This is a genomic window from Planococcus salinarum (assembly GCF_007004625.1).
Lineage (GTDB): Bacteria > Bacillota > Bacilli > Bacillales_A > Planococcaceae > Planococcus > Planococcus salinarum.
In genome coordinates this window covers 24392-30866 of sequence record NZ_VIFV01000035.1, presented here as the reverse complement: position 1 = coordinate 30866, position 6475 = coordinate 24392, and the positions used below count along the sequence as shown (strand labels likewise).

The 6475-nt window shown below is 44.5% G+C and carries 8 protein-coding genes; 6 read left to right on the top strand and 2 right to left on the bottom strand.

Annotation, left to right across the window (positions count from 1 at the left end):
• Positions 1-353: 353 nt before the first annotated feature.
• Positions 354-677 (bottom strand): YuzD family protein, encoded by a 324-nt coding sequence (locus DIJ65_RS14725; protein WP_117303803.1) that lies wholly within the window; start codon positions 675-677, stop codon positions 354-356.
• Between the two features lie 83 nt (positions 678-760).
• Between DIJ65_RS14725 and DIJ65_RS14720 the strand changes: the two genes are divergently transcribed.
• The 5 genes from DIJ65_RS14720 (at position 761) to DIJ65_RS14705 (ending at position 4257) form a co-directional block, all read left to right on the top strand.
• Positions 761-997 (top strand): NifU family protein, encoded by a 237-nt coding sequence (locus tag DIJ65_RS14720; RefSeq protein ID WP_112224421.1) that lies wholly within the window; start codon positions 761-763, stop codon positions 995-997.
• A 617-nt stretch (positions 998-1614) separates the two neighbouring features.
• Positions 1615-1977 (top strand): HesB/IscA family protein, encoded by a 363-nt coding sequence (locus tag DIJ65_RS14715; RefSeq protein WP_117303428.1) that lies wholly within the window; start codon positions 1615-1617, stop codon positions 1975-1977.
• Positions 1978-2208: 231 nt separating this feature from the next.
• On the top strand, positions 2209-3423 hold the full coding sequence (locus DIJ65_RS14710) for an NAD(P)/FAD-dependent oxidoreductase (RefSeq protein ID WP_117303430.1): 1215 nt from the start codon (positions 2209-2211) through the stop codon (positions 3421-3423).
• 215 nt (positions 3424-3638) lie between these two features.
• On the top strand, positions 3639-3764 hold the full coding sequence (locus DIJ65_RS16365; RefSeq protein ID WP_185959568.1) for a YuiA family protein: 126 nt from the start codon (positions 3639-3641) through the stop codon (positions 3762-3764).
• A 163-nt stretch (positions 3765-3927) separates the two neighbouring features.
• Positions 3928-4257 carry a YuiB family protein gene (locus DIJ65_RS14705; RefSeq protein ID WP_117303432.1) on the top strand — a complete coding sequence of 110 codons (330 nt, stop codon included), beginning with the start codon at positions 3928-3930 and terminating at the stop codon, positions 4255-4257.
• A gap of 41 nt (positions 4258-4298) precedes the next feature.
• Here DIJ65_RS14705 and DIJ65_RS14700 read toward each other — a convergent pair whose 3' ends face one another.
• Positions 4299-4775, bottom strand: a complete 477-nt coding sequence (locus DIJ65_RS14700; RefSeq protein WP_117303434.1) for a divergent PAP2 family protein — start codon at positions 4773-4775, stop codon at positions 4299-4301.
• A gap of 149 nt (positions 4776-4924) precedes the next feature.
• Here DIJ65_RS14700 and DIJ65_RS14695 point away from each other — a divergent pair, with 149 nt between their 5' ends.
• Positions 4925-6418: a leucyl aminopeptidase gene (locus DIJ65_RS14695; protein ID WP_117303435.1), complete on the top strand. Its 1494-nt coding sequence runs from the start codon at positions 4925-4927 to the stop codon at positions 6416-6418.
• Positions 6419-6475 lie beyond the last annotated feature (57 nt).

Below are 6475 nucleotides of genomic sequence, written 5' to 3'. Positions count from 1 at the left end.
GTAAGATGGACGTAGCTCATGACAGAACCTCCGTGTAGTGTTGGTGTGGTAACTTACATTTTACACGAATCTGTCATGGGCCCTTTTTTTGTTTTGTAGGGTGTTGCACTTAATATTACAATTCGTCAAATCAAAAACAAGAAGCGCTCAGCGATGAGCGCTTTTTCTAGTGCCCATACTCCAACGGTCAGCTCTTCGGGTCATAAGTCAGATTAGCTAATCGAGATAAAGGCTGCTCCTGTCTCTGCATCGCTGCGCTAGCTTCGAGACATGAAAAACCGTTGCATCGCTGCGCTGCTTCGTCGCAAAAGATGGGCCCAAAAAGTTTGGGCCATCTTTCACTTTTGCTTTTCTTATTCAGCCTTAAACCCGTGCTTTTCAAGTTCTTTATAAATCGGTTTTAATTGGACGTATCCTTCAGCTGCGACTTCATCTTCTACAAGCACCAACGGATAGAAAAACTCATCATTTTGAATGCGTTCGATATAATCTTTTTGACGGTCGTTTTCCGGCTTTTTCTCAATATCGATATAAGTAATTGAAAATGGCTGGTCCTTATATTTTCTTGGTATGGCAGCCTGCAGCCACTCATAAGTATCCAGTGAGGATGGGGCATTTACACAACTGGCGCAGATTACCTCTGCTCCGTATACTTCAATGGCAATTTCTTTTGTCATAAAATTTGACCTCCTGTAAATTCATTAGTGGCTTTTTCTCTCTAATCACATTATAATGATTATAATGAAAGGAGTCGATATAAATGACTGAAGCTTTGTTGGAAGACCAAGTAATGGAAGTCTTAGATAAATTGCGTCCATTCCTTTTACGTGACGGAGGGGATTGCGAACTCGTTGACATAGAAGATGGCATCGTGAAACTTCGTCTGCTCGGTGCATGCGGAAGCTGCCCAAGTTCGACAATTACATTGAAAGCTGGAATTGAACGCGCATTAACGGAGGAAGTTCCTGGCATAGTAGAAGTAGAACAAGTATTTTAAAGCCAAGGGACCTGTTACGGGTCCCTTTTTATATGACTACAGGTTTTCCTACTTGGTCCTCTTATGAATTTATTGATATTATATATATAAGTTGCACTAATATTTATTAATAATTGATATTCCGCAAAACAGCTTCGAAGACAGTAGACGTGTCCTGCACGGATACTGTCTTTGCGACGAAGTGCGCAGCACTGCAGGAGCACGATTTTAAGGCTGCTCCTGCATCGCTGCGCTAGCTTCGTCGCAAAGAGCCGGCCTTGCAGGCTACGGCCAACTCTTGGCTCGCGCTGAGCTAACTCGGTCTCGTTACACTTCGCCCGAGTGGATCTCAGCACTTCACTTGGTCCCCTGGGCGTCTTCGCTGTTTTGCTCCATATCTTGGAGACTCTCTCCACTAAAGTTAATTTCCCAGCGCCGGCGCGGCACAGGACCTGCCGGAGCAATAAGACGAGTGGGCTTCTCGGCTTATTGCGTGAGGCAAGGTTCGCCATACGAAGATGGCGCATCCTTTGCGACGAGCAGTGCGCAGGAGCATAATCTTTGCACTGTCCAAAGCGCCGAAGCGATATGAAAGTGAAATTCGTTACTTCAACTTATAATAGAAAGGATGATGGGTAATGGAACAAGTAGTCGAAATTACAGAAGCCGCTTCTTTTCAAGTCAAAGAAATGATGCGACATAACGAAGAGGAAGATTCATTTCTGCGTGTAGCCGTTAACGGCGGAGGCTGCAGCGGTTTGACATATGGCATGGGATTTGAAAAAGAACAGAGTTCAGAAGACGATCTCTACGAACAATTTGGAATTCCAATCCTGATTGCAAAAGAAGATGCTCCCATATTGAAAGGGACAGTCGTCGATTACAAGCAATCGCTTATGGGCGGGGGCTTTACGATCGAAAATCCGAATGCCATTGCAAATTGCGGCTGCGGAACTTCTTTCCGGACAGCAAAAAAAGCGGGCACACCAGAAAATTGCTGAGCTGAATAATCGTTAATGGACCTTCTGCTTATTTTTATAAGGCAGGAGGTTTTTATCTGCAACCGGAGGAATAATCTGTTTACTTCTGACAGCCGGATATCTGGCATTATCCAGTTGAAATCACTAGTTAAAAAGGCTAATATAGAGTGTAGGAGTAAATTGGAATATTAATGACTTAGTTATTATTAAATTTCCGATTTAAAAAATGACTTGAAGGTGGTTGCGATTAGATTGAAAAGACCGTCAATTTTAGTACTTGGAGCAGGTTATGGTGGTTTGACTACTGTAGTGAATCTGCAAAAAATCATGGGAACAGACGAAGTCGACATCACGTTGATCAACAAAAATGAGTACCATTATGAAAGCACGTGGCTTCACGAAGCTGCAGCGGGAACGATGACACCTGAGCAGGTCCGCTATGACATCTCGGAAGTTATAGACCCTGGAAAAGTGAGATTTGTGCAGGCAACTGTAGAAGCAATCGACGTTGAAGGTAAAAAGGTCCTTACAGATAATGGCGAGTTTACATACGACTATATCGTCATCGCTCTTGGTTTTGAAGGCGAAACATTCGGGATCGAAGGCCTTGATAAATATGCTTTATCGATTGCCAATGTAAAAGCTGCACGTTACATTCGCGAACACATCGAATTTCAGTTTGCGACTTGGTCGACAGAAGAGGTTAAAGACGACAGCCGTTTGAATATCATTGTCGGAGGTGCCGGCTTCACTGGAATCGAGTTCCTTGGGGAACTTGCCAACCGTGTACCTGAACTTTGCAAAGAGTTTGATGTACCACGTGAAAAAGTTCGTGTCATCTGCGTTGAAGCAGCACCGATGGTATTGCCTGGTTTCGACCCGGAATTGGTCAGTTACGCTGTTGGACACCTGGAGTCAAAAGGTATCGAATTCTCAATCGGAACCCCGGTTGTCGAAGCAACTCCTGAAGGCGTCAAAATCAAGAAAAGCGATGATGAGTTTGAATTCATCAAAGCTGGCACAGTAGTTTGGGCAGCCGGAATCCGAGGCAACAGACTGATTGAGTCTACGCCGATTGAAAACATGCGCGCCCGTGTCAAAGTTGAAAAAGATCTTCGTGCACCGGCTTTCCCGGACGTATTCATCGTAGGGGATTGTGCATTGATGATCAACGAAGAAACCAACCGACCGTATCCACCGACAGCACAGATTGCCATGCAGCAGGCTGAAGTGGCTGCCGGCAACATCAAAGCATTGATCCAGGGGCAGACAACTCAGGAATTTATTCCTGACCTTAAAGGAACAGTCTGTTCACTCGGCGATGAGGATGCAATCGGTGTCGTATTCGGCAAGAAAGTCACCGGCAAGAGAGCATCGTTTATGAAGAAAATGATCGACAACCGTGCTCTTTACATGATGGGCGGAACGAAACTGGTCATGAAAAAAGGGAAATTTAATGTGCTATAAGGTATAAACAGAAGCTCCCGTTAGCGGGAGCTTTTTTATTTTCCTACAAAATGGTATATCAATAAAAGAAAAGTTTGAAAATTGTGTCCATTTCAAGAAGTTATAAATAAAGTTTATATGTATGCGCTTACATCCATTTGTTTCTCTTGCTTGTTTTAAAAGACCGTGATATATTATCAGAATATTATAAACAATAGCAGGAGGAGGTGTTTCGGATGAAGAATTTCAAAAAAGTTAAGTCAACGAATCAGTGCCCATATTGCGCAGGTCAAGGATACTTCCAATTGCGTTTGGGCGGATCGGAAACGTGCTCTTGCTGCTCGGGATCAGGAAAAAAGTAACGCAGATCATTCAGAAGGACTCCGCATATCAATAATTGCGGATCCTTTTTTTGTGGAAATACAATCAGCGTTGTGTCAATGTAATGAACTATGGGCTGGTCGATTGAAAGGCCCTGATATTTCGGGTAAACTGATGAAGGGAATATCGGAGGTTAGAATTACTATGAATAGTTCATTCACTATTGTTCAATTGATTATTTCAATGCTTTTATTTTATGTTATGTTTTTCGGTATCGGGTTTTTGCTTAACATGCTGTTGCGGATGACCTGGCTGATGGCAATCGTTTATCCGGTGGTAATTTTGCTCGTTATCGATGATGTCGGTGTATTTGACTATTTCACGAATCCAAGCCAGTCATTCCCGATGCTTGGTGATACGATTGCGTCATTAACAGGCACCGATATCGCTGTTCTTCTTGCTGGATTTGCAGGGGCACTTACAGCGGGCTTTGTGATGAAAATCCTTCGTAAAATGGGCTACCAGATGTTTTAAGAGAAAAATCCGTACAAGCCAATGATGGCTGTACGGATTTTTTATAGCATCAGGCCATAAACGATTACAGAAATTGCAATTCCGGTCAGGGCGCCCATAAAAACTTCACTGGGTTTGTGGCCGAGCAATGTTTTCAATTCCTCGATCTTTTCCTCTTCTTTTTTCTTTGGCCAGTTTCTTGTTTCATTCATGAACAGTTGAAGGTCGGTACGCATTTTATTTATAGTTAAAGCCTGTTGGCCCGCCTGAAACCTCACTCCTGTAGCATCAAACATCGTGATGACGGCAAACATTGTCGACACTGCAAAAATGGTTGAACCAACACCGTGTTCATAGGCGACCGCGGTCGTCAATGAAGTAACGGCAGCAGAGTGTGAACTCGGCATTCCACCGGTGGAAGTGAAGAATTTCCAATCCAGTTCCCGCGTTACCGCATATTGAATGGGGATTTTAATAAATTGAGCGAAGATGATCGCAAATAGCGCAATCATTAAGGGTGTATTCGTGAATAACTCCATCTAATTATCAACCTTTCAAGTGGAATCTGTTGCTTCATTGTACCACAAAATGATTTTCTCTCGGCTTCGAAACAATTTCGTCTTACGAACTACTATGCATCAGAAATCCATGCTAAACTGAAGAAGAAGAGATACAGAGGAGGAGAAATATGAAAATTACAGCACAAAATAAGGAACAAAATATCACGGCGGACATTTTGATCGTAGGGCTCACACGCCATCCCGAGAACACGAAAGGATGGGAAGAATTCTCGCAGCGCTTTGATGGAAAATTACAAGGATGGGTCAAACAGGAATTGTCTTTTGAACAGCATACAATCATTACATATCCGACCATGTCGGGAGAAATCCCGCGTGTTATGTTCATCGGGATGGATGACCGGAAAAAATTGGACGAGGAAGCTGTCCGTGCGGCTTTCGGTTTGGCCGGCAAGGAACTGATCAAGAAAAAAATCAAACATGCAGCCGTTTATCTTGATTCATTCCAAAATGACGCGGTCAGTGCAGAAGATGCAGCTTATCTCGCGGCAGAAGGAATGGGAATGGGCATGTACAGCTTTGCAGATTACAAAACATCCTCCAACGAAACGGAAATCGAACTTGAAAATTTGACGCTGCTTACCGACGAGGGATCTGAAGATATCGAGGCGGCAGCAAACATTGGCCAGGTTTTCGGCGAATCTGTCAACGAAGCCCGCACGCTGGTCAATATGCCCGGCAATATCCTGACGGCTACGGCTCTGGCTGATTACGCCCAGGAAATGGGTGAGCAGTACGGATTTGAAATGGATATCCTCGACAAAGCCCAAATGGAAGAACTCGGCATGGGAGCCATTTTGGCGGTAAACCAGGGATCTGTCGAAGAACCGCGGTTGATTGTCATGAAATACAAAGCGACAGACGCGTTTGAAGATCCGCTGGCGCTTGTCGGTAAAGGGATTACGTTCGATACGGGCGGCTATTCGTTGAAGCCGAAAGATGGCATTGTCGGCATGAAAGGTGATATGGGCGGTGCAGCAGCTGTTCTCGGTGCGATGAAAATCATCGGTGAATTAAAACCTGCTAAAAATGTCATTGCGGTTATTGCCTCAACCGATAATATGGTATCCGGCAATGCATTTAAACCCGATGATGTCATCACCTCGCTGAGTGGCAAGACCATTGAGATTTTGAATACAGATGCTGAAGGGCGTCTGGTCCTTGCTGATTCAGTCACATATGCCAAGCAATTGGGTGCGACACGCATCATCGATGTTGCGACGCTGACAGGGGGAGTCATTGTTGCTCTTGGGATGGATAAGACTGGCGCGCTGACAAATGACGAATCCTTTTTTGAAGAATTTCTGGAAGCAGCCAATGAAACAGGCGAGTTTGTCTGGCGCTTGCCTCTTACAGAAAACGATAAAAAACGTCTGCGCAAAAGCGATGTGGCCGATCTGAACAATTCACCGGGACGTGATGGCCACATGATTTTCGGCGGCGGATTTGTGGGCGAATTTGTAGACAACACCCCGTGGATCCATTTGGACATAGCGGGAACCTCATTCACGTCAGCAGCATATGATCTGGGCCCTAAAGGCGGCACAGGAGCCATGGTCAGAACATTGGCGATGATGGTGGAAAGTTTAGCAGAAGGAAAATAAAACATTAGAACCGATATTGCGCAAAACAGCTTCGCTTGCCAAACCCCGTGCTCCTGC

Excerpts from the sequence above, each read along its gene's own strand:
- DIJ65_RS16365 (WP_185959568.1), top strand. The coding sequence starts at position 3,639 with ATGAAGAATTTCAAAAAAGTTAAGTCAACGAATCAGTGCCCATATTGC.
- DIJ65_RS14715 (WP_117303428.1), top strand. The coding sequence starts at position 1,615 with ATGGAACAAGTAGTCGAAATTACAGAAGCCGCTTCTTTTCAAGTCAAA.
- DIJ65_RS14725 (WP_117303803.1), bottom strand. The coding sequence starts at position 677 with ATGACAAAAGAAATTGCCATTGAAGTATACGGAGCAGAGGTAATCTGC.
- DIJ65_RS14705 (WP_117303432.1), top strand. The coding sequence starts at position 3,928 with ATGAATAGTTCATTCACTATTGTTCAATTGATTATTTCAATGCTTTTA.
- DIJ65_RS14700 (WP_117303434.1), bottom strand. The coding sequence starts at position 4,775 with ATGGAGTTATTCACGAATACACCCTTAATGATTGCGCTATTTGCGATC.
- DIJ65_RS14695 (WP_117303435.1), top strand. The coding sequence starts at position 4,925 with ATGAAAATTACAGCACAAAATAAGGAACAAAATATCACGGCGGACATT.
- DIJ65_RS14720 (WP_112224421.1), top strand. The coding sequence starts at position 761 with ATGACTGAAGCTTTGTTGGAAGACCAAGTAATGGAAGTCTTAGATAAA.